The 25,200-nt window shown below is 64.7% G+C and carries 20 protein-coding genes and 2 pseudogenes; 6 read left to right on the top strand and 16 right to left on the bottom strand.

All coding sequences use genetic code 11. From position 1 onward, the window contains the following. Positions 1-32: 32 nt before the first annotated feature. Positions 33-986 (top strand): methyl-accepting chemotaxis protein, encoded by a 954-nt coding sequence (locus CH256_RS11415; RefSeq protein WP_094669646.1) that lies wholly within the window; start codon positions 33-35, stop codon positions 984-986. Positions 987-999: 13 nt separating this feature from the next. Here the strand turns inward: CH256_RS11415 and CH256_RS11410 are convergent, their stop codons facing one another. Together CH256_RS11410 and CH256_RS11405 are read right to left on the bottom strand one after the other, a co-directional pair. Then, positions 1,000-1,929, bottom strand: a complete 930-nt coding sequence (locus CH256_RS11410) for an SDR family oxidoreductase (protein WP_094669645.1) — start codon at positions 1,927-1,929, stop codon at positions 1,000-1,002. 120 nt (positions 1,930-2,049) lie between these two features. After that, the gene (locus CH256_RS11405; RefSeq protein ID WP_094669661.1) at positions 2,050-2,889 is read right to left on the bottom strand and encodes a helix-turn-helix transcriptional regulator; all 840 of its coding nucleotides are present in this window, start codon (positions 2,887-2,889) and stop codon (positions 2,050-2,052) included. A gap of 78 nt (positions 2,890-2,967) precedes the next feature. On the opposite strand from CH256_RS11405, the gene CH256_RS11400 reads away from it, so the two are divergent. Next, a complete protein-coding gene (locus CH256_RS11400) occupies positions 2,968-3,693 on the top strand; it encodes an SDR family NAD(P)-dependent oxidoreductase (protein ID WP_094639200.1) in 726 nt (241 codons plus the stop codon). 14 nt (positions 3,694-3,707) lie between these two features. Here the strand turns inward: CH256_RS11400 and CH256_RS11395 are convergent, their stop codons facing one another. The 6 genes from CH256_RS11395 to CH256_RS11370 form a co-directional block, all read right to left on the bottom strand. Beyond that, a complete protein-coding gene (locus CH256_RS11395; RefSeq protein ID WP_094669644.1) occupies positions 3,708-4,208 on the bottom strand; it encodes a metallophosphoesterase family protein in 501 nt (166 codons plus the stop codon). A 27-nt stretch (positions 4,209-4,235) separates the two neighbouring features. Then, complete coding sequence (locus tag CH256_RS11390; RefSeq protein ID WP_094669643.1) at positions 4,236-4,994, bottom strand: iron ABC transporter ATP-binding protein; 759 nt, start codon at positions 4,992-4,994, stop codon at positions 4,236-4,238. After that, on the bottom strand, positions 4,991-6,010 hold the full coding sequence (locus CH256_RS11385) for an iron chelate uptake ABC transporter family permease subunit (protein WP_256980677.1): 1,020 nt from the start codon (positions 6,008-6,010) through the stop codon (positions 4,991-4,993). The genes CH256_RS11390 and CH256_RS11385 overlap by 4 nt, the downstream gene beginning before the upstream one ends. Then, positions 5,997-6,965 (bottom strand): ABC transporter permease, encoded by a 969-nt coding sequence (locus CH256_RS11380; protein WP_068051775.1) that lies wholly within the window; start codon positions 6,963-6,965, stop codon positions 5,997-5,999. The genes CH256_RS11385 and CH256_RS11380 overlap by 14 nt, the downstream gene beginning before the upstream one ends. A 33-nt stretch (positions 6,966-6,998) precedes the next feature. After that, positions 6,999-7,967, bottom strand: coding sequence for a siderophore ABC transporter substrate-binding protein (locus CH256_RS11375; protein WP_094639165.1), 969 nt, complete (start codon positions 7,965-7,967; stop codon positions 6,999-7,001). Between the two features lie 77 nt (positions 7,968-8,044). Further along, positions 8,045-11,320 carry an error-prone DNA polymerase gene (locus tag CH256_RS11370; RefSeq protein ID WP_094669642.1) on the bottom strand — a complete coding sequence of 1,092 codons (3,276 nt, stop codon included), beginning with the start codon at positions 11,318-11,320 and terminating at the stop codon, positions 8,045-8,047. Positions 11,321-11,444: 124 nt separating this feature from the next. On the opposite strand from CH256_RS11370, the gene CH256_RS11365 reads away from it, so the two are divergent. Next, complete coding sequence (locus tag CH256_RS11365) at positions 11,445-13,574, top strand: MMPL family transporter (RefSeq protein WP_094669641.1); 2,130 nt, start codon at positions 11,445-11,447, stop codon at positions 13,572-13,574. 34 nt (positions 13,575-13,608) lie between these two features. Next, on the top strand, positions 13,609-15,609 hold the full coding sequence (locus CH256_RS11360) for an SDR family oxidoreductase (RefSeq protein WP_094639162.1): 2,001 nt from the start codon (positions 13,609-13,611) through the stop codon (positions 15,607-15,609). A 9-nt stretch (positions 15,610-15,618) separates the two neighbouring features. Here the strand turns inward: CH256_RS11360 and CH256_RS11355 are convergent, their stop codons facing one another. The 4 genes from CH256_RS11355 to CH256_RS11340 are packed head-to-tail and all read right to left on the bottom strand — an operon-like array spanning position 15,619 to position 19,324. After that, entirely contained in the window at positions 15,619-16,128 is a 510-nt protein-coding gene (locus CH256_RS11355) for a hypothetical protein (protein ID WP_094639161.1), read from the bottom strand. 10 nt (positions 16,129-16,138) lie between these two features. After that, positions 16,139-16,903, bottom strand: coding sequence for an alpha/beta fold hydrolase (locus CH256_RS11350; RefSeq protein WP_373454806.1), 765 nt, complete (start codon positions 16,901-16,903; stop codon positions 16,139-16,141). 22 nt (positions 16,904-16,925) lie between these two features. Further along, entirely contained in the window at positions 16,926-18,515 is a 1,590-nt protein-coding gene (locus CH256_RS11345) for a DNA polymerase Y family protein (RefSeq protein WP_094669640.1), read from the bottom strand. Continuing rightward, complete coding sequence (locus tag CH256_RS11340) at positions 18,512-19,324, bottom strand: hypothetical protein (protein ID WP_179272074.1); 813 nt, start codon at positions 19,322-19,324, stop codon at positions 18,512-18,514. Before CH256_RS11340 ends, CH256_RS11345 begins: the two co-directional genes overlap by 4 nt. A 205-nt stretch (positions 19,325-19,529) precedes the next feature. Between CH256_RS11340 and CH256_RS11335 the strand changes: the two genes are divergently transcribed. After that, on the top strand, positions 19,530-20,753 hold the full coding sequence (locus CH256_RS11335) for a serine/threonine-protein kinase (RefSeq protein WP_255183100.1): 1,224 nt from the start codon (positions 19,530-19,532) through the stop codon (positions 20,751-20,753). A 135-nt stretch (positions 20,754-20,888) separates the two neighbouring features. Here CH256_RS11335 and CH256_RS11330 read toward each other — a convergent pair whose 3' ends face one another. Genes CH256_RS11330 through CH256_RS11320 form a run of 3 tightly spaced genes read right to left on the bottom strand, consistent with a single transcriptional unit; the run spans position 20,889 to position 23,944 of the window. Next, the gene (locus CH256_RS11330; protein WP_094669639.1) at positions 20,889-21,896 is read right to left on the bottom strand and encodes a MerR family transcriptional regulator; all 1,008 of its coding nucleotides are present in this window, start codon (positions 21,894-21,896) and stop codon (positions 20,889-20,891) included. A gap of 51 nt (positions 21,897-21,947) precedes the next feature. After that, complete coding sequence (locus CH256_RS11325; RefSeq protein WP_068051262.1) at positions 21,948-22,595, bottom strand: response regulator; 648 nt, start codon at positions 22,593-22,595, stop codon at positions 21,948-21,950. Beyond that, on the bottom strand, positions 22,592-23,944 hold the full coding sequence (locus tag CH256_RS11320) for a sensor histidine kinase (RefSeq protein ID WP_256989422.1): 1,353 nt from the start codon (positions 23,942-23,944) through the stop codon (positions 22,592-22,594). Before CH256_RS11320 ends, CH256_RS11325 begins: the two co-directional genes overlap by 4 nt. 138 nt (positions 23,945-24,082) lie before the next feature. Here CH256_RS11320 and CH256_RS29075 point away from each other — a divergent pair. After that, a pseudogene (locus tag CH256_RS29075) lies at positions 24,083-24,697 on the top strand (PspC domain-containing protein); the annotation flags it as partial. Here the strand turns inward: CH256_RS29075 and CH256_RS11310 are convergent. Next, positions 24,676-25,200, bottom strand: a pseudogene (locus CH256_RS11310) (PspC domain-containing protein); the annotation flags it as partial. The pseudogenes CH256_RS29075 and CH256_RS11310 sit on opposite strands and share 22 nt — an antisense overlap.

The raw sequence follows: 25,200 nt of genomic DNA, 5'->3' as shown, positions 1-25,200 counted from the left end.
GGCGCTCGCTCACCGACCGGCATACTCGAGAAATGAGCAATCCACGTGCAACCGCTCGCCCCAGAGCACTGACGTTGCACGGCCGCATCCGAGTGTTGACGATGAGCGTGGCAGCCCTGGCAGTCGCAGTCAGCGCTCTTGCGATCTATCTCGTCGCAGAGCAGGCCCTTCGCTCACAGATCATCGACCGCGTGGAACGCAACAGCGACGCCATTATTGCCAGCGCGGCAACGGGGGTTCCGGCCAATCTGCTCGGCTTCGCCATCGGAGACACCGAGGGCACCGCGGTGAAGGTCGCCTTCGCGACGACTGACGGCGCATTGGTGACGTCGACGAACGGCTCCGAGCCGTTCACCAATTCCGACGGCGTTCTGGACGCCGCGGAAAGATCGGTCATCGACGGCGACACCGATCAGTCCCTGCGCGAGGCGCGGGGCTACTACATTTCGGCCAAGCGCACCGACACAGGCGAAACGATCCTGGTGGCCGAATCGCTCAGCGCGGCGTCACCGCTGCTCGGCAAACTCACGCTCGCCCTGGTCCTCGTCGGTGCGTTTCTCGTCGCACTGGCAGGTGTCGCGGGTGCGGCCGTGGCACGCACCGGACTCCGCCCGGTCAGGCGACTGCGGGCCGGTACCGAACGTGTTGCCCGCACGGGAGCTTTCGAGCCCATCGACGTCAACGGGGACGACGAACTGGCATCACTTGCCAACAGCTTCAACGAGATGTTGGCTTCCCTGTCTCGTTCACGAGCGCGGCAGGGTCAGCTGATCATCGATGCCGGTGCGGAACTGATGGAGCCGCTGACGGCGTTACGCACCAACATCGATCTACTGATGTCACTCGACCGGCCGGATACTCCGGATATGCCGGAGGACCAGCAGGACCGATTGCGCGTCGAAGTCATCACTCAGATGGACGTCATCAACGGGCTGGTGCACGACTTGGTCGACCATGCCCGGGAGCCATCGCCGACCCCGCAGTGACGGCCGAGAACTTTCAGGACGAGAGCCGCACGCCGGTCAGGTGTTCCGAGGCGTCCCAGAGGCGACGCGCATCGTCCATCCTGCGCATCGGCTTCCACATGCCGACCTCGGTCGGTGGCCCGCCGATGACTCGCTTGGGGCCGAAGAACTGATCCCCACCTGCGTCGCTACCAGCGGCCGCAACCAATCCCGGCTGAGCTGCGCTGTCCACAGTGCCGGCAATGCCGAGGCGGGCAAGAACGCCGATCAATCGTCGGCCGGCAGAATCCTTCGGTCGCCCCAATCCCGGTTGTGCCGCAAGCAGATTGGTCGGCGAAATACCCGGGTGAGCGATATTGCTGGTGATTCCCCAGCCGCCTGCCCTACTACGAGCCTCGAGTTCACGTGCGAACAGGGCCACCGCGAGCTTGGATTGGCTGTAGGCCTTCATGACGTCGTAGGAACGCTCCCAATTGAGGTCGTCCCAATTGACGGTCGCCGATCGCGCCGCGATGCTCGTCTGATGGGTGACCCGCGCACTACCCTTCCGCAGCAGCGGCAACAGACCGAGGGTGAGCGCGAAATGGCCGAGGTGATTGGTACCGAACTGCAGCTCGAACCCATCCCGGGTGACCTGACGCTCGGGCGGCTGCATGACGCCTGCGTTGTTGACGAGAATGTCGATCGACCGGCCTTCCGAGACGAGTTCGCTCGTAAACGCTGCCACCGAGTTCAGTGACGACAGATCCAACGTGCGGGTGCTGATCTGTGCGCCGGGTACTGCAGTCCGGATCGACTCCGCAGCACGCTCACCCTTGGCGGCCGAGCGGACCGGCATGACGACCTCGGCTCCGGAGCGGGCGAGTTGCGTGGCGATGACCGTTCCGATCCCGTCGCTTGCGCCCGTGACGACGGCAACCTTCCCCGTCAGATCGGGAAGTGAGGTGTGTGTTTCGCGGCCCATGACAAGCTCCTGTGCTGGTGTCGATCTGCGGATTCGATCTGCAGAACCCATGTTCGACGATTACCCCGAGCTCATCCAGGACTTCCCGATCCACTGATACGGCCGAGCCCATGGATCACGTCAGGACAGAACCTGGGTTCCCACCACCGCGAGCAGCTCCAACTTGGCGTAGCTTTCGCTGCCGGGGACTGCCGTGTACACCAGCAGCCGATGCGCTTGCTCGGGTTCCAGAAGGGTCTGACAGTTCAGCTCCAGCAGACCGACCGTCGGGTGCAGAAATCGTTTGGAATCGGGCGGGCGAACCCCCACTTCGCGTTTCGCCCACAGGGTTCGAAATTCCTCGCTGACCTCGAGTAGCTCTGTGGACAGCTGCGCAGCTGTCGATTCGGGTCCGCGAAGAGTGACGATTTCGCGCAGACCCGACGCGTACACCCGAGACAGCGCGGCACGCTCTTCGGGCGGATACGACTGCCGGGCCTCGGGGTCGGTGAACCAGCGATACCCCAGACTTCGCTCGGGGCCGGTGCGCTGCGAGGCATCGCCGGTCAGTGCCGCACCCAGCGGCGTCTGACGGAGCGTCTCTCCGAGTTCGGACACGATCTCGGCGGGCGTGTCGTTCAGTCGATCCAGAATGCGCAGTAGTCCTGGGCTGATGTGGTCGCTCGACGACCCGCGCACGGGAGGATTGTGCCCGGCGAGCCGGAACACGTGATCACGCTCGCCGAGCGACAGATGCAATCCCTGCGCGATGGAGGCGATCATCTGAGTAGACGGGGCAGGTCCGCTGGCCCGTTCGAGTCGTGCGTAGTAGTCGGTCGACATGTGGCACAGTTCTGCGACCTCCTCGCGACGGAGGCCTTGCGTGCGTCTGCGCTGCCCCCGTGGCAGACCGACGTCCTCCGGCTGCAACGACTGCCGTCGCTGCCGGAGAAACGCCGCCAATTCCGGTCGATCGATCACGTCGGTTCCTTCTTTCCCGTGCGTGCGCATCGCGTCTCCAGTGCATTGTGCCTGCTGCGCGATGGTTATTGTCGAGAGATGAATGCTCCCTTGACCGTCGTCACCGGCGGTAGTCGCGGAATCGGCGCGGCGGTGTCCAGGCGGTTGGTGGCCGACGGGCACGATGTGGTGATCGGCTATCGCTCCGACGCCACTGCCGCGGAAGCGTTGGCCGCCGAATTGTCGACCGACGGCCGAACGGTGATTGCCGTGCAAGCCGATACAACCGACGAGCAGGCGGTGATCGATCTGTTCACCGCAGCCGCTGAGATCGGCACCGTCACCGGTCTGGTGAACAACGCCGGTTCGGCGCGCGCCGTGGGGGTGTTGGTGGACAACGACATCGAGACCATCAGAGCGGATCTCGATGTGAACCTGGTCGGGGTGATCACCTGCTGCAAGTACGCGATTGCGGCGATGGCCGAATCAGGTGGCTCTATCGTCAACATCTCCTCCGCCGCCGCGACCCTGGGCAGTCCGGGCATGTACGTCCACTACGCGGCAGCCAAGGCCGCCGTTGATACACTGACGGTCGGACTGTCGAAAGAAGTTGCTGCGCAGAACATCCGCGTCAATGCCGTGGCACCCGGGATCATCGAGACCGACTTCCACCGAGATCGTGAGCGGCCACGGAAGATGGCGTCGAGCATTCCCCTCGGTCGCCCCGGTGTGCCGGACGAGATCGGCGGTGCGGTGTCGTGGTTGTTGTCCGAGGATGCGCGATACGCGACCGGAACCGTCATCAGGGTGGCCGGCGGAATGTGAGTACGTCGACTCCTCTATCGAGGGGCGATACGGTGCAGCTCCACATCCGTCAGCGCACCACCTTCGGCTGTGGCCGTCATGTACGTACAGAACGGTTGCCGACGCCGATCCGTCGGCGATCCCGGGTTGAGCAGCCGTAGACCGTTGTCTGCGAACGTGTCCCACGGTATGTGACTGTGACCGAACACGAGCACGTCCGTTTCCGGGTACGCCTCCGCCATTCGTCGTTCCCGCCCCGTCGCGGCACCGGTCTCGTGGATCACGGTGAACCGCACCCCGCCGAGTAGGACGTCGGCGCGTTCGGGCATCAGAGCTCGCAGTTCCTCGCCGTCGTTGTTGCCCCAGCACGCGACCAGTCGACGAGAGCGCTGCGAGAGTGCCTCGAACGCAGCCAGGTCCACCCAGTCGCCTGCGTGGATCACCACGTCGGCGTCGTCCACAGCCGACCACACCTCGGCGGGGAGATCACGGGCGCGCTTCGGGAGATGAGTGTCGGCAATCAGCAGCAACTTCACCACTCGATTGTGCACGTCGCCGATCCACTACCGCACATAGACGGCAGTGCGATGCCCCTCGACGACGTGGACGCGAACCGGGGTATCGAACACCTCGGTCAGCACGTCGTCCTGCATCATCTCCTCGGCGGTGCCCGTGTTCACGATGCCGCCGTCGCGCATGGCGACGATACTGTCGGAGTAGGCAGCTGCGAAGTTGATGTCGTGCACGACAAGCACGATCGTCTTGCCCAGTTCGTCTGCAGCACGACGCAATTGCTTCATCATCAACACCGAATGCTTGAGATCGAGATTGTTCAGGGGCTCGTCGAGGAGAAAATATTCGGTGTCCTGAGCCAGCACCATCGCCACGAACGCTCGTTGCCGCTGCCCGCCGGAGAGCTGATCCAGAAATCGCCCTTCGAGCGCCTTCAGATTCAGGAAATCCAAGGCGTCGTCGACGTGCGCCTCGTCCTCGGGACCGAGTTTGCCCTTCGAGTGCGGGAACCGGCCGAACCCGACCAGCTCACGGACCGTCAACCGCGCGGTGATGTGGTTCTCTTGACGCAGGATCGACAGGTGCTTGGCGAGTTCCCGAGACTTGGTGACGCGAACATCCATCCCGCCCACGGTGATCGTGCCCGAGGTCGGATCGAGCAATCGCCCGATGATCGTCAGCAAGGTGGATTTTCCTGCACCGTTCGGCCCGACGAGCGAGGTGATCCCGCCTTCGGCAATGGCACCGGTGACAGGACCGAGGACGACCACGTCCTGATAGGACTTGGTCACATCACGAAAGTCGATCACAGCGTGCCCCTACGAAGAATCATGATCAAGAACAGGATGCCACCGGCGAATTCGATGATGACAGTGAGGAATCCGCCGGCGTAGAAGATGTGCTGCATGACGAACTGCCCGAGCAACAACGTCAGGAAGCCCAGCAGGAACGCCATCGGGAGGACGTAGATGTGCTTGTAGCTGCCGGTGACCTGGTAGGCCAGCGTCGCCACGATGAAACCGAAGAACGTCATCGGTCCCACGAGCGCCGTCGAGAACGCCACCAGTAGAGCGATCAGCATCAGCATCGACGTCAGTTCGCGCTTGTACGACACCCCGATCCCCATGGCTGCCTCCCGCCCGAGAAGCAGTGCGTCCAGGTGGTGTCGTCGCTTCCACAGCACGATTCCGGCGAACAGGCACACCCCGAACGCCAACGGCAGGTAGTCCCCCTTCACTGCGCTCAGTCGGCCGAACAGCTCGACCGAGAGCATGTCGTATTCGGTGGGTGAGAGCAGGCGTTGCAGAAACGTCGAGATACTGTCGAACGCCAACCCGAGCACGACGCCGACCAGCAGCATCAGGAACAGGCTGCCGAGCTTTCCGGAGAACAGCCAGCCGTAAAGCACGGTGGCCAGTGCCACCATCAATGCCGTCTGTGCCAACAGCTTCGGGATCCCTTCGGTGTTCGCGATGACGGTGCCGCCGAAGACGAACACCATCAGTGTCTGCATCAGCGTGTAGAGCGAATCGAACCCGATGATGGACGGTGTCAGAATGCGGTTGTCGGTGACGGTATGAAAGACCACCGTGCCGAGGCCGTGCGTGAACGCCGCAACGGCCATGGCTCCCACCATGTTCAGCCGCCGAGGGAACGCGAATGCGAACGATCCGCGCACGAACAGGAACAGAAAGCACACGATGGCGATCGCCACGATCACCGAGAGCACCGCCAACCGCATCCTCGGAGTGAAGCGCGAGGCCTTGGGTCCGTCCAGAACCGGACCGGCGATGCGCGGGGCCACTCGGGATCTAAGCACTGACATACCGGCGCTGCCTCACGATCAGAACGACGAACACGACTGCCCCCAGAACTCCGAGAACGACCGATGCGGGAATTTCCATGGGTGCCACAACTGTTCGACCGACGAGATCGCATGCGAGCAGCAGACCGGCGCCGACGAGCGCCACCCAGGGGAGGTTCTTGCGAACGTCGTCGCCGAGCATCATCGACACCAGGTTGGGCACGATGAGTCCGAGAAACGGAATGAACCCGACGACGACCGTGGTGACGCCGGTCGCCACGGCGACCATGGCGACTCCGACCAGAACGATCTGCTCGTACCTCATACCGACGTTGGTCGCGAGCTCCTTACCGAGCCCGGCAACTGTGAAGCGATGCGCCAGCAGGTACGCCAGCACCGCAATGACGATCACCGCCCACATCGGTTCGTAGAACCCGCGCACGATGCCACTGAACCCGCCGGACCGCCAGGCCGACATCGCCTGCAGCAGATCGAAAGTCCCGGCGAGGAACGTGGTGACGGCCCCGACGACGGCCCCGAGCATGATGCCGACGAGCGGGACCACCAACGTCGTCCGGACCGACAGCCGCCGGAGCACGCCGACGAACAGCAGCGTGCCGACCAGAGCGAACACCGTGGCGATGAGCATCTTGGTCATCGGCGGTGCGTCGGGCAACACGATCAATGTGGCCAGAACGCCGAGGCCGGCCCACTGCGCCGTACCGGCGGTGGTGGGCTCGACGAACTTGTTCTGGGTGATCATCTGCATGATCACCCCGGAGATGCTCATGGCCATGGCTGCGAAGATCAACGCCAGCGTGCGCGGAACCCGCGAGATCAGGAACATGTTTCTGGCCGCGGGATCGTCGACCATCGAGGCGACGGTGATGTCGTATCCACCGACGAGTAGCGACGCGACGGTCAACAGCGTCACGACCACCACGATCGCGGCAAGCAGGAGTCTCTTGTTCGTCATGTCGGCAATGCGTCGAACGGTGTTCGCCGGGGCCTACGCGGCGTTCTCGAACGCGTCCGAAATCGATTGGAATGCTTCGGTGTACGCCTGGATTCCCTCGCGGGTGTAGAAGAACGGATCGAGGTAGATGATCTGGTCCTCGGTGGTGAAGGTGGTGTCGGCGAAGGCTTCCTGTGCATCGAAGACGGCCTTGGCGGGGGACGAACCGGGCTCACCCGCTGCGGCGTCGCGGTCCAGAACGATCACCCAATCGGGGTTGGCCTGAGCGATGGTCTCCGGTGCCAGACCCGAGTCACCATGGACATCGCCCGCCTGCCCTGCGAATACGTCGGTCAGTGTGAGGGGTTCGAGGAGACGACCGATGCGCGCGGCACCGTTGTCGATCTTGCCGCCGTTGACGTTGGCAAGAAACACCGTCTGCCCGGTGGTCTGCGCTGCGGCGGAAGCCTCCGCGGCGTCGAGGGCCGCGATGATCTCGGCCGCCCGGTCCTCCTTGTCGAAGATGACGCCGAGTGTCTCGGTCTGGGTCTTCAGAGTGTCGACGAAGTTCTCGTCGTCGGGCGAGATGTCGATGGTCGGCGCGATCTGGCCGAGCTCGTCGGTGTACTCCTGAAATCGGTAGCCGCCGATGATCAGATCGGGTTCTGCTTCGCTGACCACTTCGAGGTTCGGTTCGCGATGTGTTCCGACGTCGAGAATGGCATCGTTGTCGATCCACTCCTCGAAGCCCGTCGACGGCATGATGGGTTTGGGCAGAGCGACCGGCTCGATACCGAACGCCCGAAGCGTCTCGAACGAGGTGTTGTCCAGTGCTGCCACGCGCACCGGATTCGCGGGAACCTCCATGCTGCCGTTGTTCGTCTCGATGGTGACGGTTGCGGCGTCGGTCGACTCACCTGTGGCCGAGTCGGTGCTGCACGCACCGAGCACGAGCAGCGAGGTCGCGGCGGCTGCGACAAGCAGGCGGGGGGCGCGGAACGTTCTCACTTCGGTGTACTCCATTGCTCGATCTTTACTGGAACTTTGGTTGAGCAGTAAAGTAGCACTTAGGCAAGGCTATGCAAATTTTAGCTCGAGAGTCAGCGAAAGTCCCTGGATCTGGATGCGACTCGAAGATCCATCAGTTGCAGATGATCGGCCACCACGGTCACCGCGCCCTCGGCGTTCTGCACCTTTCCCCGAATCAGCAACGCCGGAGCCGTGATCGCCAGCTTGCGGTACTTGGCCCACAACCCGACCGAGCACACCACGTTGACCATCCCGGTCTCGTCCTCGAGGTTGATGAACGTGACGCCTCCGGCAGTTGCCGGCCGCTGGCGATGCGTCACCGCTCCGCCGACCAGCACTCGGTCTCCGTCCGGAATCTGCAGCAGCCGGTTCGCGGGAGTCACGCCGAGCGAATCGAGCCGATCTCGAAAGAACTGCGTGGGATAGGAATTCGGCGACACACCGGTTGCCCAGACATCGGCCGAGGCCAGGTCGAGATCCGACATTCCCGGTAGCGCAGGCGCTTTCGTCGACGCTCCGATGCCGGGGAGCAGTCCAGGACGCTCCCCCGCCGCTGCACCCGCAGCCCACAGTGCCTCTCGGCGAGTGATGCCGAAGCACCCGAGTGCGCCTGCCGTTGCCAGCGACTCCGCCTGCGCCACCGACAGTTCGACGCGTCCCGTCAAGTCCAGGAACGAGGTGTAGGGCCCGTGTGCGTCTCGCGCGTCGACGATCTTCTGGGCCAATGCGGTCCCGATGAACTTCACATCGGCCAACCCCATGCGAATCTCGAGGCCGTCCGCCTCGAGATTCGCATGGCCGAGACTGGCGTTCACGTCTGCACCGTGGACGAGCACACCGTGCCGCCTGGCGTCGGCGACCAGGGATTGCGGTGAGTAGAAACCCATCGGTTGAGCGCGCAGCAGGCCGGCACAGAATGCCGCCGGGTGGTGCAGCTTGAACCACGAGGAGTAGAACACCAGTGAGGCGAAACTCTGCGAATGGCTTTCGGGGAAACCGAAATTGGCGAATGCGGACAGCTTTTCGTAGATTCGGTCTGCCGCCGTGCCGGTGATGCCGTGAAGATCGCGCATCCCGTCGTAGAACCGCCCACGCAGCAGTTCCATCTTCTCCGGTGATCGCTTCGACCCCATCGCACGGCGCAGTTGATCGGCGTCGGCGGCACTGAAGCCGGCGACGTCGATGGCCATCTGCATCAGCTGTTCCTGGAACAGCGGCACTCCGAGTGTTCGATCGAGTGCCTTCTTCAGCGACGGATGCTCGAAGATCACCGGCTCGAGTCCGTTGCGGCGCTTGATGTACGGGTGCACCGAACCACCCTGGATCGGACCGGGACGGATCAGCGCGACCTCGACCACCAGATCGTAGAAGTTGCGCGGCTTGAGCCGCGGCAGAGTGGCCATCTGCGCGCGAGACTCGACCTGGAACACCCCGACCGAATCGGCTCGCTGGAGCATCTCGTACACCGCAGGCTCGGACAGGTCGATCGAGGCGAGTTCGATATCGATGCCCTTGTGCTCGGCGATCAGGTCCATCATGTAGTGCAACGCCGAGAGCATGCCGAGGCCTAGCATGTCGAACTTCACCAAACCCACTGCGGCACAGTCGTCCTTGTCCCACTGCAGCACACTGCGATTCTCCATCGTCGCCCATTCCACCGGGCAGACGTCCGCGATCGGCCGATCGCAGATCACCATGCCACCGGAGTGGATGCCGAGGTGCCGCGGGAAGCCCTCGATCTGCCGCGCGAGTTCGAGAACCGATTCGGGAATACCGTCGCCCTCCTGATCACCGATTCCGGACCAGCGGGTGATCTGCTTGCTCCATGCGTCCTGCTGCCCCTGTGAGAAGCCCAGCGCACGGGCCATGTCTCGCACGGACGACTTGCCGCGGTAGGTGATGACGTTGGCCACCTGAGCGGCATGAGTGCGGCCGTACTTGGCGTAGACGTGTTGGATCGCCTCTTCTCGACGATCGGATTCGATGTCGATGTCGATGTCCGGCGGCCCGTCGCGCTCGGGTGCGAGGAACCGCTCGAACAGCAGCTTGTTCGCCACCGGGTCGACGTTGGTGATGCCGATCGCGAAGCAGACAGCCGAGTTGGCCGCCGAACCTCTTCCCTGACAGAGGATGTCGTGTGTCTTGCAGAAGTGGACGATGTCGTGGACCACCAGGAAATAGCCGGGGAATTCGAGCCTCTCGATGATGTCGAGCTCGTACTCGAGCTGCGAGTACGCCGCCGCGTTCGCCGACTGCGAGCCGTACCGACGGGCGGCCCCCTCGAACGTGAGTCGACGCAGATAGCTGATCTCGGTGTACCCGTCGGGCACCTCGAAGGGCGGGAGGCGTGGCGCGATCAGCTTCAGATCGAACGAGCACTCACGACCGAGCTCGACGGCACCGCGCACCGCGCCGGGATAGTGCTCGAACAGTTCCGCCATCTCCGATCCGGACCGTAGATGTCCGCCGCCGGTCGGTGCCAACCAACCGGCAGCCTCGTCCAAACTGCTCCGAGCGCGCACAGCGGCCATCGCCATGGCCAATCTCCTGCTGCGCGGACTGGCGTAGTGCGCGGCCGTGGTTGCGATCGTCGGAAGACCGTACTTGCGAGCCAGTGCCGCGAGCGCGTCGTTGCGCTCGTCGTCGTCGGCAATTCCGTGCCGGGTGAGTTCGACGGTGACGCGATCGGCCCCGAAGCGGTCGACGAGAGTGCGCAGCGCGGACTCGGCCGCCTCCGGACCACCGCGCGAGAGTGCCTGCCGAACATGGCCCTTCCGACAACCGGTGAGAATCTGCCAGTGCCCGCCCGCTGATTCGGTGAGTTCGTCGATGTCGTACTGCGGCTTGCCTTTGACCCCGCCGGCCAGGTGTGCGGCCGCGATCCGACGCGAGAGCCGGCGATACCCCTCCTGGCCGCGAGCGAGCACCAGTAGATGAGTGCCGTCGGGATCGGTCTCCCCGGCTCGGGATCGATGTGTGTCCAGTGAGAGTTCGGCACCGAACACGGTTCCGATGCCGAGAGCTCTGGCTGCCTCGGCGAAGCGCACGACCCCGTAGAAACCGTCGTGATCGGTGATGGCGATGGACTCGAGGCCCAGGCGTACCGCCTCCTCGACCATCTCCTCGGGCTGCGAGGCACCGTCGAGAAAGCTGAACGCCGAGTGCGCATGCAATTCTGCATACGGCGTCGTGGGCAGCGCGGGCTTGTCGATGGTGCGGTCGTAGACGTCCCTCTTTCGCGACCAAGCCGGGCTGTCGCCGCCGTCGCCCTCGGCCGCCGGCTTGGGACGTCCGGACAGGACGCGCTCCATCTCCGACCACGTGGGTGGTCCGTCGTTCCATCCCATCGAGCCCTCCCCTCACCGCATCGCCGTTGCATCGAACACTTGTTCTAATGAGAGCACGAGGGTCCGACACGATCAACTACAGTCGAGTCGCCACTGACCCCTTCCACAGAGCCGGAGCACCGTCGTGACCCGTTGGGCCTCGTTCGTCGTATCGCACAAACGATGGGTGCTGGCTGTCGTCGTCGCCGTCGTCACGGTCGGCGGGGTGTTGGGACTGAGCGTCTTCTCGAAACTGAGCGAGGGCGGCTACGCAGACGCAGGCAGCGAATCGTCCGAGGTGGCACGGCTCGTACAGGGCATCGGCCAACCGACTCCCGACATCGTGGCGATCTACACCGCACCCGAGGGCGAGACGATCGACGACATCGGCCCCCGAGTGCAAGCGACGATCGACGAGTTCACGGGTCGATACACCCTCGGCAACGTCAACTCGTACTGGACCGCAGACCCGGTCAGCAGAGAATTTCTGATCTCGAAAGACCGAACCAAGGCCTTGGCGACGGTGTCCCTCGGGGCGAACTCGGGCGTCACGTTCAACACCTTCGGCGACCTGCCGCCCCAGCTCGAAGTACCCGGCGTCGAATCGCAGTTCGCCGGCGCATCGGTGGTCGGGGTATCGCTCAGCGAGACCCTCGAACGCGACCTCGTCCGCTCCGAGATCATCGCTGTTCCCATCACGTTGCTGCTGCTGATATTCATCTTCGGCGGGGTCGTCGCCGCAGCGGTCCCGGTGTTCGTCGGCATCCTCAGCGTGCTCAGTTCCCTGGCCATCCTGCGGGTGCTCACCGAGTTCACCGAAGTCAGCTCGTTCTCCATCAATGTCGCGTCGCTACTGGGGCTCGGCCTTGCCATCGACTACGGACTGTTCATCGTCAGCAGATTCCGCGAGGAACTACGCGGCGGGTCGACGCCGTTCGACGCGACCGTCCGCACGGTGTCCACCGCAGGCAAGACCGTCGTCTTCTCCGGACTGCTGCTGATTTGCGCATTCGCGGGCATGCTCGTCTTCCCGCAGGCGGTGATCCGATCCCTCGGGTTCGGGGCCATGGCGGCGGTGGCGAGCGCGGCCGTTCTGTCCCTGACCGTGATTCCGGCGCTGCTCGCGATTCTCGGCCCCCGCATCAACTCCTGGACGTGGTCGCGTACCGCGTCCGATCGCAGCGATGCACGGGCACACAAGTTCTGGGGCGGCGTCGTCACCCGCGTGATGAAGCATCCGGGAATCGTCGCGGCCGTCATCGTCGCCGGGTTGCTGATCATCGCCACCCCGATTCTCAAGGTCTCGCTCGGCGAGGTCGATTACACGGCGCTGCCGAAGGACAATCCTGCGCGCATGGCGTTCGAGACGCTCGGCACCGACTTCGAATCCACCGGCGAGGGTGCCACCGTGGTTCTTCGCGGCCTGGACGGCGTCAAGCCTCAGGGCGCACCCATCGCAGCCCTCACCTCGGCTGTGGAATCCACACCGGGTATCGCTCGCGCCGAATTCCTGGGCTCCAAAGACGATTTCGTGACACTTCAGGCGTCCTACAGCGAGCCGACCGGCGGCCTGACCGAGGCCGAATCTCAATCCGAGGCAGTGTCTGCACTGCGCTCGATCGCCCCGCCCGACGGCACCGAGATCCTCGTCGGCGGCGGACGAGCCAACGTCGACGACGGCAATGCTGCCATCGCGAAGTGGCTACCGGTGATGATCGCCATCATGGTCGTCTCGACGCTGGTGTTGCTGTTCCTCGCGTTCGGCTCGATCGTGCTGCCCGTCAAGGCCGTACTGATGGCCGGACTGAGCCTGGGCGCAACCTTCGGCGCACTCACGTGGGTGTTCCAAGAGGGCCACGGAGCATCCCTGCTCGGCGTCACCCCAGGACCGCTCGAGTCGACGTTCGTCGTTCTCATCCTCGCGGTCATCTTCGGCTTGTCGACCGACTACGAGGTGTTCCTGATGTCGCGCATGGTCGAGGCCCGCGCGGCGGGAGCGACTACCGAGGAAGCGGTGATCTTCGGAGCCCAACGCACCGGACGCATCGTCACTGCGGCGGCGTTGATTCTGATCGTCGTCACCGGTGCCTTCACCATCTCGGGTCTGTCGATCATGAAGTTCCTCGGCGTCGGAGTCATTCTGGCCCTGATCATCGACGCGACGATCATCCGGATGTTGCTGGTTCCGTCCTTGGTCAAACTCATGGGCGAGGCCAATTGGTGGGCACCCGCCTGGATGAAGAAAGTGCACGAAAAAGCCGGTATCGGGCACTAGCACCGGAACTTACTTCGGAGTAGGGTCGGCTCGCATGGCGAACTTCATCGTAACCGGCGGTACCGGGTTTCTCGGGAAGAACGTGCTGCCCCGATTGCTCGAACGCGATGCACTCGCGGCAATCCACGTGCTGGTGCGTCCGAGTTCGGTGGCACGACTCGAGCGACTGGCACAGCACCTCGACGGCGGCGACCGAATTCACCCGCTGGTCGGCGACCTCACCGAGCCGGAGCTCGGACTCCGAGACGTGCCTTCCGACATCGACCACATCCTCCACCTCGGAGCCGTCTACGATCTGACCGCGGGCGACGAGCAGACCCCGACCAACGTCGCCGGAACGGCCTCGGTGATTCGTCTCGCCGAGAAGACGGGGGCTCGCCTGCACCACATCTCGTCGATCGCCGTCGCGGGCGATCACCGAGGAACGTTCTCGGAGAACGACTTCGACCTCGGTCAAGCCTTTCCGACGGCATATCACCGCACCAAATTCGAGTCCGAGAAGCTGGTGCGAGAGAGCGCTGCGGACTGGCGGGTCTACCGGCCCGCGGCGATCATCGGCCACTCGGAGACCGGTGCGATCGACAAAGTGGACGGCCCGTACTACTTCTTCCCGTTCTTCGCCGAACTTGCCAAGCTGCCTTCGGCCATACCGATCACGGTGCCGAAGATGGGTTCCACCAACCTCGTTCCGGTCGATTACGTCGCCGACGCCATCGTCGAGCTCGTACATCGAGACACTTCTTCCGGCAGCGTGTTCCATCTGGTGAACACGAGTCCGCAATCCATGGCCGAGGTGTATTCCGCATTCTCGTCGGCAGCCGGATCGCGAGCGAAGATCGTCGACGTACCGGGTGCACTGGTCGCTCCGGTCGTCTCCCCCAAATACCGAGCCGTACGCAAGCAACGCGACGCCGCCCTCCGTGATCTCGGCGTACCTCCGGTGATGCTCGATCACTTGACCCTGCCCACGGTGTTCGAGTCGGCAGCGACGCAGAAAGCATTGCAGGGCAGCTCGATTGCACCGCCTCCACTGCGCACGTACGCCGATCGCGTGTGGACCTACTGGCGGGAGAACTTCGATCCCAAGCGCAATCGCCGAAACGATCCGCGCGGATCACTGTTCGGTCGTCACATCATCATCACCGGCGGCTCCTCCGGCATCGGCCGGGCCAGCGCCGAGGCGGCCGCACGCAAGGGCGCAGTGGTCATTCTTCTCGCACGCGGGCAGGATCAACTCGACGACGTGGTCGAAAGAATTCGCGAATCAGGTGGCACCGCATACGGTTACCCGTGCGACGTAACCGACAGCGAGTCGGTCGAGCACACCGTGAAAACCGTTCTGAGCGAACACGGTCATGTCGACATGCTGGTCAACAACGCCGGGCGATCCATCCGCCGCTCGCTTTACCGTTCCACCGATCGGTTGCACGATTACGAGCGCACCATGGCCGTCAACTACTTCGGGGCAATTCGGTTGGTGCTGGCGCTGCTGCCACACATGCGCGAACGTCAGTTCGGGCACGTGGTCAACATCTCCAGCGCTGCCGTCCTGGGACACCCCCCTCGGTTCTCGGCCTATGTGGCCAGCAAGGCAGCGCTCGACGGGTTCACCGATGTTGCTGCGGCAGAAACACTCTCGGACGGAATTACGTACACCACGATCCACATGCCGCTGGTGGACACTCCGATGATCACCCCGACGGGCGACAAGAACGTCGGCCCGGTGTTCTCACCGGAGAAGGCCGCGGCCATGGTGATCCGCGCATTGAGCGACAAGCCCAAACGCATCGATACGCCGCTGGGAACGCTCGGACAGTTCGGAGCCATCTTCGCCCCCAAGGGCAAGGACCGCACGATGCACCAGCACTACCGCACGTTCGCCGAGTCCGCGGCTGCCAAAGGAGAAGCGCAGGTACCTCTCGAGGACGGAATGGTGCCCTACCGAGTCCGGCCCTACGATCCGAAAGCTCCGAGCGCACGCATCGGCAAAGTGATCCGTCGCGCCGGCAGATTGGTTCCCGGCACCAGTTGGTGACCGGCGGGGTCAGCGCAGCAGTGCCTTTCCCCAGACACGCAGGAATCCCTGACTCAGGTATGTCAGAGTGCCGATGGCCAGTACCCATTTGACGGTGCTGACCACGGTGGTGGCGCGGACGACGGTGTCGGTGATCTGTTCGCGGTTGTCGACCAGAATCAGTCCGACGATGTTCTCGATGTAGTCGCCGGCAGCAGAGGCCACGGGTGCGACGGCCAATGCAGTCGTCACTGCAGGGCTCAGCGGGGTCTTGTCCGCCAGGCTCCTCGCGCCGGCACGCAATGCAACGGCGTAGATCGCCGGATGGACGAAATCGGGTAGATAGTGGCTGCGGAACCGGGCGATCTCGGTCTCGTCCATGCTCGCCAGGATCTGCCGATAGCGCTCGGCTGACCACGTCGTCTGCACGGCAAGCACTTTCGAAGCTGCGGGGCCGAGCAGTCGGGCGATGTTGGCCTGGGATACGACGAACAGTGCCGACCAGCCCAGCATCCTGCGATCGAGCGCACCGATAGTCATGTCCGAGACCCTAATGCGTCAGGAACGGGAGGACGGTGGCCTCGAACGCCGAGTAGCCGTCGCGATGAACGCTGTGTCCGGTGCGAAACGCCTCGACGCGGCAGTTCGAGATCTCGGAGACCATCGCGTCCAGTCGTTCCTGATCGACCATGCCGCCGGGACCGCCGCGAAGCACCAACGTCGGAGCAGCGATGTCGGCCAACGACTCCCACCACTGCGGATTCGGCCGACGGAACTGCTCGAGAGCAGTGGCGGTCATCGAGCGATCGAAGGCAAGTACCGCGCGGGGATGCAGAACGACGCTGCTCGCTGCGTGCCAGAGCTCGGTGATCGACGGCATCTTGCCGGTCAGCGTCGGCGGAGCGTCCCCCGGCCTGATCGGTATCGGGAGCTCTTCGAGTACCAGACGGCGAACGAGCTCCGGGCGACGTTGCGCGACGAGCGAGACCGCGTATCCGCCGAGGGAATGGCCGACGAGATCGACTTCGTTCAGCCCGAGGTGGTCGATCAGGGCCAGCAGGTCCGCCCCGAAGGAATCGAACTCGTACGTGGACGTGTGCGCGCTCTTGCCGTGTCCGCGCAGATCGACGGTGATCACCCGGCTGCCCTGCGCGGTGAGTGCACGGGTGAACCGATCCCAGGTTGTGCTGTCACCGCCCATGCCGTGCACCAGCATCACCGGTGCCGCATTCGAGTTCGCGTGCCCCAGCGGGGTGAACGAGCGATACGCGATATCGACGCCATCGAGGTCGACCGTCTCCGACATCATCTGCATTCCCTCGACGGTAGCGGTGCCGCTATTCGTAGATTCCTTCCACCCGCCACCGACCCTCGTCGAACACCAGCAGCAGGGCCCTCTCGTCGTCGAGCACCACCTGGGCTCGCGCCGTCGGACCCGTCGCCGCGTGGCCACTGTCCCACCACCGCTCGTCCACCGGCCACGGTCCCGCCAGACCCGTCAACTCCCATTCCTTGGTGCCCCAGCGCAACCGCGACGGGGGCGCATCGAACACCCCACGATCGGTGACGCCGATTCCGGTTCCTGCTCGATTCATCAACGTCACTGTCGGACGTGTCTCGATCACTGCCGCCGGAGCAGGCTCGGGTAGCCGTCCCGGCCAAGGAGCCGAAGGATCGGATATCGGCACCAATTCGTCGCCGAGCGGACGCAACGTGATCCGCTCGGCCGGCCCACGACCACCACTGAGCACACCACCGAGCACCGATTCGCCACCGAGCAGACCCTGCACGCGCACCAACGCCCGACGCGCCCTCTCGTCCTCGTCGCCGACACTGCCCCACAAACCCAGTTGCAGCTCACCTGCGGCCACCACTTCGATCGGTTCGAGCCGCAGCACGGTGATCGCGGACGTCGGCTTGTTCTCGCTGCGCCCGGTGATCCAGCCGTCCAGTTGCCACCGCACACGATCGGCTGTTCCTTCCGGCGTCAACGGCTCCGCGCAGCGCCAGATCCGCGACAGGTTCTCACCGTTACCGGTACTGGCATGCACCAGCAGCCGAGTGCACGCAACGGCAGCGGCGGCAAGCTTGGTGTGCAGCTGCTCGGCCAGGCCGCGCCCGGCGAAGGCAGCGGCGTCGACCCGATCGATCGGCGGGTCGCACAGGTACTCCACATCCAGGTCGGGTGGAAGAGCCCTGGCCGACGGCGGACGCTCGGGCTCGCCTCGTGCACTGCGATGCGCCAACACCGCGTCGGTACCGAACCGGGACGCCACATCCCCCGGAGACAGTGCAGCGAAGTCGCCGATGGTTCGTAGACCCAAGCGCCGCAACAGATCCACCAGCTGACCGCGATCGGCAGCAGACATGCTCGGTTCCGCCGAGAGTTCCGCCACCGGCAACGGCGCGAGAAAGCCTGCACCCCCGCCGCGCGGCACCACCTGCGCATACCGCGTGGCGACGACCGCGGTGGACAGCTCGTCGGCGATACCGATCTGACATTCGACACCGGCAGCCGACGCTTCGTCGATCAGCCGTTCCGCGGCCCGATGCTCGGTACCGAAATACCGTCCGACGCCGCGGGCAGAAAGAACAAGCAGGCCCGGTCGCAGCACTTCCACTCCCGGTGCGATGGCGGCGATCGCCGAGACCACGGGCTCGAACAGTCGCGCATCACGATCGGTATCGGCCAGAGCGACATGCACTTCCGGGCACCGTGCCTGCGCTTCCCGACGGCGCAGGCCACGCTTGATGCCTGATGCGCGTGCCGTCGCCGAGCACGCGACGACCCGATTGGCCGAGGTGACGACCACAGGATGCGTCGCAGAGAGATCGGCCTGGGCAGCTGCTGCAACGGCAGGCCAATCGGGGCACCACAGTGCCAGAACACGGTTGGCATGAACACGGCTGGAGCGGTCGATGCTCATGTCGAGACCGCGATCGACAACGGATTCTGTTCGCGCCCCTCGGCATGCCACTCGATGCGGCCGTTCTCCGAACGCAGGTCGAGTCGAACGGTGCGGGGCCGCATCGCCTTGCCGCGAGCGCACACCGACAAACGGACGCCGCGCAGTCTGCCGCGACCCAGCTCCCGGCCCGTACCGAGGCCGTCGTATCCGTGGACCGATGCGTCCAGTCGTAACTCTGCCCCGTCCCAGTGCCCATCGGTCACCAGCAGCGTCGAGCCCTTGCTACGCGCTCTGGCCACCACGGCCCTGGCCCGAGTGGGCGATACCGACAGACCCCCGAGACCGAGCACGACGAGGTCGACACCGTCGAGCAGAATTGCCGCCACTTCCACCGGATCGGGACCGGGATCGGGAATCAGGGCAAGCTTGCTCAACTGTGCACCCATCTCGACCGCGGCCAGAATCCCGAAACGGGGCTGCCCGATGACGGCGACATGCCCACCGGCACCGGTCACCGCAGCCACCAACCCGATCAGGAGCGAGCCGGCACCGGATACCGAGGCCACCGTTCCACGCACCAGGCCGCCGTGCGGTAGTACCTCGATCAGCGCGGACGGCACCGGCAGAACGGGCCGCTGACGGGTTGGACGCTGCGTCGACGGTTCCTGAATCACGGGCTCGACAGGGTCCGAATTCTCGATGCGCACCGACGCCGTTTCGCCCCGAGAAGGCACGGCAGCCATCCGGCTACGCAGCAACGCCACGCGCTCCGGCAGCGACAACCCGTCGAGCACATCCGGCGTGACAGAAGCTCCCGATACAGTCATGTCACTCCCCTTCGCGGCGTAGAAAATCGAGCCGAAACTTCGGTGTTCGACGGACGCGGGAAGTGGCGCATTCGAACACAATTTCGATCTGCACTCAGTAAAGCCGCTCGGACGGCAACTCGTCAAGGTGATGCCGAAGCCCCTGGTAGATGCCTCCGTTCCGTGGCTGCAGGCACGTCCCGCCATCCTCAACTAACCTGTGGACGTGACGGATCAGCAGCGTGTTCGACGGGGCGTCGGGCCCGACTACCTCCTGGCAGGCAGATACCGCCTGGCCGGCAAACTCGGCGGTGGAGGCATGGGCGCGGTATGGCTCGCCACCGACACACTTCTGCACCGTCAGGTGGCCGTCAAGCAGGTCACGTCCACCACTCGACTGACCCCTCAGCAGGCCGAGGAAGTACGCAACCGGGCCATGCGCGAGGGTCGCATCGCTGCCCGACTCTCCAGCCCGCACGCCATCGCGATGCACGACGTCGCTCTCGTCGACGGTGAGCCGTGGTTGGTCATGGAATACCTGTCCTCGCGCAGTCTCGCGCAGGCCCTCGGCACCACCGATTCGCTACCACCGTTCGAGGTCGCACAGATCGGCGCACAGATCGCCGATGCACTGACCGAGGCACACGAGGCCGGAATCGTGCACCGCGACATCAAGCCGGGCAACATTCTGATCGCCGATCGCGGCAAGGATCTGGGCATCGTCAAGATCAGCGACTTCGGTATCTCCCGCGCCAAGGGAGACGTCGAAGAAGCCGACGACAGCGTGATCACCGGTACCCCGGCTTATTTCGCACCCGAGGTCGCGCGCGGACAGGACCCCACCGCGGCCAGCGACGTGTTCTCCCTCGGTGCAACGCTGTACACGGCCATGGAAGGCAAACCGCCGTTCGACATCGATCACGATTCGATCGCACTGCTGCACCGAGTTGCCAAGGGGCAGATCATCGCTCCCACCCGCAGTGGCGATCTCACGGGACCGTTGCTGCACATGCTCGAGCCCGATCCTGCCCGACGCCCCACCATGGCGCAGGCCCGCGACGAGATCATCGTCGCCGCGATCAGCAAGCGCGGCACCATAGCTCAACTGCGCGGGGCGCCGCTGACATCTGCGGACGGTGTGGTCCCGGCATGGGCCAGGCGCTCGACACCGGTCTCCGAATCTCGCCGTCCGTCGCGGGAATTCGGAAGAACCATCGCGGGCCTACCGGCCGTGCAACCCGGTGAGAGCCAAGCCAATCCGGTCCCGTCCACGTATTCGCCACCACCGTTCGACCTGCCGAAAAAGAAGAAGAACCCGATCGACGACGTTCTGATGCGCATCGAGGACGTCATCGGTGACCGAACGTCGATTCCGTCGACCGCGATCCTCGCAGGACTCGTGCTCGCCGTCGTGATCGTTCTCGTTCTGGTGATCATGCTTGTGATCTGACCATCGGCACCGATCTCCGCATCGGATTTCCCCGCCCCGACAGCACCCGCAACCACGCGTCGACGATGAGGATCGGCAAGTACCCGCCATCGAAAGTCGATGTAGCCCAGAACTTTGGGGCACGACGCCCATCGATCAGCCGAGAACCGGCATCACCAGTGTCGTCAGAGCGCCGTCGACTGCCGACCGCACCAGCATCGGCTGATCCGGCGCGGCGATATCGAGCATCAGGTCCGGTCCGACGGCCGATGCGACGGCAGCCTGCAGGACGGCCGCATCGAAGAACACCGTCATCTCGGAACCGGTGACCCGTGCGGGGACGACAACACCCTCGACCGTCAGGCCGTCCGGGCCTGCGTCGATCCGCAGCGTGCCGCTGTCGAGGGGAACGAAATCTCGTTGCACCACAACCCGCGTCGCAGTCGGAGCCAGACCGTCGACGATCGTCCGCCAGTCGGGGAAGTCGCCGTCGACGAGATCCACGGTGTGCTGGACGCCTTCGGACTCGAGCATCATCGCGTCGTCGGTTGCCGTCAACGCACAGTTCCCCGACGCGGGTAGAGAACCGAGGGAGCCGACCGCTGCGATACGCGACCAGGATGCCCCGGGCGAGCTCTGTGCGACGAGGCTTCGGGTGGAGAGTCGATACCGATCCGTCGCGGTGAGCGTGACAGTGCCCCCGTCCACCTCGACCAACACGCCCCGCAGCACCGGACACTCCTCGCTCGTTCCGGCCGCCGACGCGACCTGTTCCACCGCCGATGCGAAGTCGGCAGCAGATATCGTTGCCGTGCAGTACTTTTCGTCGAACAACCGGCGAATGGACACCGCAGCCTCGGCCGCTGCCCGGGCGCGTGCGGCAAGCTCGTCGACGTGCCGATCCACCAGCTCCACCGCTGCAGCTCCGTCGCCGTCGAGGGCGGAGGCCACCTTATCGAGTGGCATCCCGATCTCGCGGAGTTGGCGGATGATGTTAGCTCGCTTCGCTTGTGCTCGGGTGTAGTAGCGATAACCGGACCTGGCGTCGATGGATGCCGGCACGAGCAACCCACAGTCGTCGTAGAAGCGAAGGGCACTGGGGGTCAGCCCGCTCGCGCGAGCGAACACACCGATGGTCAGGAATTCTCGGTCCGAATCAGTCATGGGGAAATCCTGAGGCTTCGGATAGGTCGAAGGTCAAGCGAGATCGGTCACCTAGTCGATTCGACGCTTGTGCGCCCATCTGGTGAGCGCATTCCTGTTGGACTGCTGAGTCTTTCGGAGAACATTCGAGGCATGCGTCTCGACGGTCTTGACCGAGATGAACAGATCCTCGGCGATCTCACGATAGGTGTACCCGCGCGCCAACAACCGCAGCACCTCCAGTTCACGGGGCGTCAGCGAATCCAGTTCCGGATCCAGCGGGGGCTCCGGGGCGGCGCTGCGACCGGTGAACGAGTCGAGTACGAACCCGGCGAGGCGGGGGCTGAACACGGCATCTCCCCCGGCGACGCGTCGAACACCGTCGGCGAGCTCCGAGCCGGAGATCGTCTTGGTGACGTATCCCCTCGCCCCGGCACGGATGACGGCGATGACGTCCTCGGCGGCGTCGGACACACTCAGGGCGAGGCACACCGGCCCCTCGGAGATGCGGTTCAACACGGCCACGCCGCCGCCGTCGGGCATGTGCACGTCGAGCAACACCACGTCCGGCTTGGTCGATTCGATTCCCGAGACCGCCTCGGCGACGCCTCCCGCTTCCCCGACTACCTCGATGTCCGCCTCGCGGCCGAGTTCGGCTCGCACACCGGAACGGAACACCGCATGGTCGTCGACCAGGAAAACGCGGAAAGGTTCGGTCACGTCGGCTGCTCCTGCTGAGTGGATTCGGATGATTCGGTGGTCACGGAGGCACCGTTGCGGGGCATGAAGATGCGCACTTCGGTTCCCTTGCCGACGGTCGACCGTACCTGCACCGTGCCGCCGCGGCGCTCGATGCGTCCCCGAATGGACTTCGCCAGGCCCTGTCGATCCTCGGGTACCGCGGACTCGTCGAATCCGATGCCGCGGTCGCGAACGAAAACACTGACCTGGTCCGGTTCGGTTTCGGCGTACAGGTCGATATTGGTCTCACCGGAGTGCTTGGCCGCGTTGACCAGTGCTTCTCGGGTTGCACCCAGCAGAGCGGTGAAGCTTTCCCTTGACAGGCCGGATTCGACGTCGTCGGGCAGTAGTTGCACGTCACCGACCGTGATCGGTCTGACGGTGACACCGTGCTGATCCTCGACCTCACCGGAGATGGTCTCGAGCGCATCGGACAAGTTCGAGTTGTCGGTGTCGCCGCCGTCGAACAGCCACTTGCGTAGTTCACGCTCCTGGCCGCGCGCCAACCGCATCACCTCCTGTGGATGATCGGACTGCTTCTGGATCAGGGCCAGTGTCTGCAGCACCGAATCATGCAGGTGCGACGCGATTTCCTCGCGTTCGTCGTTGCGGATGCGCGCAGACCGCTCGGCACCGAGCGCACGCCAGGTGCGCAGCCAGATGGGAACCGTCAACAGGCCGACGCCGACGAGAGTGACCACCACCGCCAGCAAGGACGAGCGCAGCGCCGCCAGGTCGACGCGGGCGAGCACCACCACGGCCAGACCGAGCACGATCAACGTGGCTCCGCCGACGACCCTCGCCCAACTCAACACGGTCGGATGCTTGGGGAGCCCCAGAGCCGTTCGCGGCCCCTCCGAGTCGAACTCGCGCCATACCAGGGCAGCACCGATCACCACGACGATGACCGGCACGATGACCGAAGCAGCTGTGCCGCTGAGCAGCCAGGCGAGCCCGACGGCGAGGCCGAGACCGATGGCAGCCAACCCGAGCGCACGCTGACGTTCGGCGGCACTCGGGTGCGCAGTGTCCTCGCCCGCGGGCGTGAACATCCAGATCAGTCCGTAGGCGGCAATTCCGGCACCGGCGGACGCCGCGAGCAGTGCGAATGCGACCCGAACCTTGAACACGTCGACGCCGAGATGATCGGCGAGACCACCTGCGACGCCGCCGACGATGCGTCCGCCGCCGCGTCGTTGATAGGGGGCAGGAGCGGAGCCTGCAGGAGTGACAGGAAAAAGAGGAACGGCATGGGTGACCGGCACGTCGCCGGCTTCGGAAGATGTGGTGCGGGCGGCGTCAACGGGTGGATTGTCGACAGGGTGCACGCCTCGATCCTGGCACGGACCGGGTATCTGTCGCATCAGGGTTCGCCCTGATGTTTCGCGGGTCCGTCGAGGCGGGCCCGATCTCGGGGACGAAGATCAGGGGTATCCCTGATGTGTTTCTCGACCGGCACCGCCACGATGATTGGCATGAGCAACGTGACCGTCTCGGATCAACTTCAGCAGATGTGGCGCACCCGTCCGCACCGCTTGCCGCAACGCGGGCATGTGGCGGGTGTTGCGGCCGGTATCGGCTACCGCTACGACGTCGACCCCGTTCTGATTCGGATCGCGTTCGTCGTCTCCACCTTGTTCGGCGGTACCGGCATCGTGCTGTATCTGGCGGGGTGGCTGGTGCTCAACCGCGCCGGTGACACGGCGTCGGGTGCGGAATCGCTGGTCGGGCGTGGGAACAGCTCCGATTCGACGACCAAGATGGTGGTCGTGGCAGTGGCCTTGGTCATCGCGGTGTCGACCATCGGCCCGGTCGGTGTCGGACTCGGCGGTTCGGGGCTGATCTCTCTGGTGGCGATGCTCGGTGGACTGTGGCTGCTGCACCAACGGTGCCCGGAGCCGCCGCCGTACATGCGGACGGCGGAGTTCTCCCGTAATCGCTATGCTCCGATGCCTTTCGGCTCACCCAGCACGTCGGCCGAGCAGTGGACGGCCGCGCAGTATCGTCCGCCACAGTTCCAGCACGAGCGCTACACCCCGTACACGACCCTGCCGAAAAGCTACGTTCCGACGCCGAAGCCCCTCGAGCACACCGGCATCGACGCCGACGCGCACACCGTGAACCTGAGCAAGTCGACCGCATCCGCCGAGAAGCCGGCCAATGGTGCTGCGACCACCAGCAGTCCGTAGCCCTTGCGTAGGAACGCGCCCAATACGAGTCCCACGGAGATGATTGCCAGAGCGACGGCACCGACACGGCCCGGTGATGCCCAGTCTCCGCCGGTAGCCGAACCGACTGCCGCGGTGACTGCGGCAGCGAGCAGAGCCAGGCCGAGAAAGCTTGCCGTCCAACGTGATCGGCGCTTGCGTTCGATCGCCGCAGGCGGAAAGGTGCCTGTCGGTTCGGGAAGATCCCAGGCGAACGGGGCCACACCGAGCGGATCCCACGACGGGGGAGTCACGGTCGGCATGTCGGTGTGCAGGTCGGCCGGCTTCTCGGCGGATGCGGTCGACTTGCTCAGGTTCACGGTGTGCGCGTCGGCGTCGATGCCGGTGTGCTCGAGGGGCTTCGGCGTCGGAACGTA

This window comes from Rhodococcus sp. 05-2254-6, assembly GCF_002258565.1.
Classification (GTDB): domain Bacteria; phylum Actinomycetota; class Actinomycetes; order Mycobacteriales; family Mycobacteriaceae; genus Rhodococcoides.
Note: the sequence above shows the minus strand (reverse complement) of the source record. Positions and strands in the feature narration are given on the sequence as shown.

Excerpts from the sequence above, each read along its gene's own strand:
- CH256_RS11415 (WP_094669646.1), top strand. The coding sequence starts at position 33 with ATGAGCAATCCACGTGCAACCGCTCGCCCCAGAGCACTGACGTTGCAC.
- CH256_RS11410 (WP_094669645.1), bottom strand. The coding sequence starts at position 1,929 with ATGGGCCGCGAAACACACACCTCACTTCCCGATCTGACGGGGAAGGTT.
- CH256_RS11400 (WP_094639200.1), top strand. The coding sequence starts at position 2,968 with ATGAATGCTCCCTTGACCGTCGTCACCGGCGGTAGTCGCGGAATCGGC.
- CH256_RS11385 (WP_256980677.1), bottom strand. The coding sequence starts at position 6,010 with ATGTCAGTGCTTAGATCCCGAGTGGCCCCGCGCATCGCCGGTCCGGTT.
- CH256_RS11380 (WP_068051775.1), bottom strand. The coding sequence starts at position 6,965 with ATGACGAACAAGAGACTCCTGCTTGCCGCGATCGTGGTGGTCGTGACG.
- CH256_RS11375 (WP_094639165.1), bottom strand. The coding sequence starts at position 7,967 with ATGGAGTACACCGAAGTGAGAACGTTCCGCGCCCCCCGCCTGCTTGTC.
- CH256_RS11370 (WP_094669642.1), bottom strand. The coding sequence starts at position 11,320 with ATGGGATGGAACGACGGACCACCCACGTGGTCGGAGATGGAGCGCGTC.
- CH256_RS11360 (WP_094639162.1), top strand. The coding sequence starts at position 13,609 with ATGGCGAACTTCATCGTAACCGGCGGTACCGGGTTTCTCGGGAAGAAC.
- CH256_RS11355 (WP_094639161.1), bottom strand. The coding sequence starts at position 16,128 with ATGACTATCGGTGCGCTCGATCGCAGGATGCTGGGCTGGTCGGCACTG.
- CH256_RS11350 (WP_373454806.1), bottom strand. The coding sequence starts at position 16,903 with ATGCAGATGATGTCGGAGACGGTCGACCTCGATGGCGTCGATATCGCG.
- CH256_RS11345 (WP_094669640.1), bottom strand. The coding sequence starts at position 18,515 with ATGAGCATCGACCGCTCCAGCCGTGTTCATGCCAACCGTGTTCTGGCA.
- CH256_RS11340 (WP_179272074.1), bottom strand. The coding sequence starts at position 19,324 with ATGACTGTATCGGGAGCTTCTGTCACGCCGGATGTGCTCGACGGGTTG.
- CH256_RS11330 (WP_094669639.1), bottom strand. The coding sequence starts at position 21,896 with ATGACTGATTCGGACCGAGAATTCCTGACCATCGGTGTGTTCGCTCGC.